The 1,909-nt window shown below is 34.7% G+C and carries 3 protein-coding genes; all 3 read right to left on the bottom strand.

All coding sequences use genetic code 11. From position 1 onward, the window contains the following. Positions 1 to 44: 44 nt before the first annotated feature. Positions 45 to 875, bottom strand: coding sequence for a DsbA family protein (locus tag AC30RD_RS08890; protein ID WP_489494158.1), 831 nt, complete (start codon positions 873 to 875; stop codon positions 45 to 47). Then, on the bottom strand, positions 829 to 1,260 hold the full coding sequence (locus tag AC30RD_RS08885; RefSeq protein ID WP_489494157.1) for an FxsA family protein: 432 nt from the start codon (positions 1,258 to 1,260) through the stop codon (positions 829 to 831). The genes AC30RD_RS08890 and AC30RD_RS08885 overlap by 47 nt, the downstream gene beginning before the upstream one ends. After that, on the bottom strand, positions 1,257 to 1,909 hold a 653-nt coding region (locus AC30RD_RS08880), incomplete at its 5' end, for a His/Gly/Thr/Pro-type tRNA ligase C-terminal domain-containing protein (RefSeq protein ID WP_489494156.1). The genes AC30RD_RS08885 and AC30RD_RS08880, both read right to left, overlap by 4 nt.

Raw genomic sequence — 1,909 nt, 5'->3', positions numbered from 1 at the left:
GAAAGGTAAAATCCATTTTATTTTCCAGAGGGTAAGTTTTTTCATTATTGAACCGTTTTATATTTTTTCTTAGTATTGTCAAGTTTTCCATCAAGATAAACTGTCGGAGTACCGCCTACTAAAAGGTTTTGTGCAACTTCCATATCGCTTGCAACATGCTGAAGTACTTTTTGTGATTGTATATCTTTTTGGGTAATATGTGTTCCAACTGCTTTGTTAAAGGCTGTCAAAATTTTCTTCACATCCTTTTCTCTTGGATTGAGTTTGATATTATAAAGTTTTAATACGACATCTTTTACACCTTGTGCTTCAGCCGCAGCTGCAGCTTTCACAAGTGTAACTGATGCAGGGTGAATTCTTGCTAAAGGAAGATGGTAGTAATAAATAGCAAATTTTTTAGGATCTTTTTTCATCTCTTTGATAGCGCCTGGGATGAAACCTCTGCAAAATGGACATAAGGGATCAGAAAAGAGTACAACTTTATGTTTGGCATCTGTATTACCGTAAATGAGATTCTCTTTTTTGTAATAACTTTGCTTAAAAGGTGGTTTTACCACCTCAATCATATTAACACCTGTATCCATATTGGTTAAATCTTTGGTAATCATAACACCATTGGAAAACCAAATCATTTTTTGCTTAATCTCTTTTTTTTGCCCTTTAATATGTGCTTTGACATCAACTATATAACCACTCCACCCTTTTAAATCTTTAAGGGGAACAACGGTATCAACTTTAACATCAACAGATGATAAGCGTGGATTATCATCAAATTCATCATTTAAAAAGTCCTCTATCTTTTCACTTGTTGTGGTCGCATATGCCAAACTACCTAGAAGTAGTGTTGTGCTCAATAATTTCAACATCAATGACATCCAAATCCTTTTCGTTGTTATTTTTTTCCTCATAAGAGGTATTGCATTTATTAGATTTTACATTATAACGGTTAACAATCATACTCGTAAAAACACTAAACTGTAATAAAACACCCAAAATATCGGTTAAAAAACCCGGTATTATTAAAAGTATGGCTCCAAAAAGGGTAAAGAGGTTTAAACGCTCAAACTGCTCTAAATCTATACAGTTGTAAGAAACTGCCGTCATATTCTCCACTAAAGTTTGTCGAAAGTTTACAAGTATCGATATACCAATAAAGGCACTTACAAGTATCTCGAAAAAGGTTGCCAATCCCCCTATTGCAGAAGAGATATTAACAGAAACAACAACTTCCAAAAAGAGGTACATTAAAAAATATATCATGCAAGCAGTTCCATCACTTTTGCAAAAACAGCATCTTTACTTACAGCTGTTTTTTGTGTTGATGCCCTCTCATAGATCTGTACATTACCGTTTGCAAGCTCTTTACCAACTATAACAGTGTAAGGGAAACCTATAAGTTCTGCATCTTTCATTTTAAATCCAAAGCGCTCTTTTCTATCATCAAGCATCACTTCTACACCTGCATCCTGCAACTCCTCGTAGAGTTTTTCCCCAACTGATACCTGCTCGTGATCTTTAATATTGCTTATCATCACATTCACCATATAGGGTGCTGTTGCATGTGTCCATATACAACCGTTTTGATCATGATGTTGCTCTATTGTAGCAGCAACTAAACGGCTTACACCCATTCCATATGTACCCATAATAAAAGGCTGTGTTTTTCCGTTTTCATCCAAAAATTCTGCTTTGAGTGCTTTGGAATAGGTTGTACCTAGTTTAAAGATATGCCCAACTTCAATACCTTTTTTAATTTGAATTGTTCCATTACCATCAGGTGAAGGCTTGCCTTCAAGTGTTTTAATGTCTTCACCATTTTTTAATAACAGCTCTGTATTTATTGCAAATTCAGAAGCATCACTAACAGCAATTGTATCTTCTCCATTGTCTGCCAATACGTGAAACTCTT

It is taken from the genome of Nitrosophilus sp., from assembly GCF_982775275.1.
Note: the sequence above shows the minus strand (reverse complement) of the source record. Positions and strands in the feature narration are given on the sequence as shown.